Origin of the sequence: Mesorhizobium sp. M2A.F.Ca.ET.067.02.1.1 (assembly GCF_004023285.1) — a bacterium.
Lineage (GTDB): Bacteria > Pseudomonadota > Alphaproteobacteria > Rhizobiales > Rhizobiaceae > Mesorhizobium.
Map to the genome: position 1 here is coordinate 1 of NZ_RZSB01001310.1, position 745 is coordinate 745.

The 745-nt window shown below is 66.2% G+C and carries 1 protein-coding gene; it reads right to left on the bottom strand.

Features of this window, described 5'->3' with window-relative positions:
- Nucleotides 1–628 (bottom strand): DUF427 domain-containing protein (locus EOA28_RS37510; RefSeq protein ID WP_128315930.1); only part of this gene is annotated, 628 nt, incomplete at its 3' end.
- Nucleotides 629–745 lie beyond the last annotated feature (117 nt).

Below are 745 nucleotides of genomic sequence, written 5' to 3' on the forward strand. Positions count from 1 at the left end.
ACCAATAGGAGGCGATGCCCTTGTAGGGACATCGGGTCCTCGTCAGCGAGGCCCTCAGCCGATCGAGCCGGACATCCTCCGGCGGCAGGTAGAAGCGCGTCGGCAGATGCGTTTCGAACAGCAGCACCGGACGGCGGCTGTCGGCAATCGGCTCACCGTCGAACCAGATCTCGACATGGCTGGAGCTCTGCAGCACGTCGATGCGCGCATAGGGATCGCGGGCATGGACGAAGACTTCTTCCTCCTCCTCGAACCATTGATCGACGAGGTTCCAGGTGAAGGCGATGCGGCCGGCGAGCGGCGCGAGATTCTCGTCGGGCGGAGCTATGAACGACCAGGCGGCATCGGCGGCGCGCCGGTCGCCCGCTTCGATATCCCAGTATTTCGTCTCGCCGCCGACCGGATGCTGCTGGCCTTGTTTCGAAGGCTTCAGCACCGACTGGTCGATCGCCGCCAGCGGAAAGAGATAGATCGGCAGGAAGTGGTTGGAGCGCAGCACCAGCACGTGACGGCTGTCGGCGATGACGCGGCCGCCGAATTTGACGCGGATGCGCTTGGGGCTGTGCAGGACGTTGATCAGCTGCGGCGCGGTCGCCTCGCGCGGCTGCAATCTCGGTGCGGCGGTCATGGCGGCTCTCCTCAGGACACGGCGCGCTGATTGGCGCGCTGCTCGGCGAAGCGATTGGCGGGACGGGCGAGGCCGAAGCGGTCGCGCAGCGTTCCGGGGGCGTATTCGGTCGGGAAG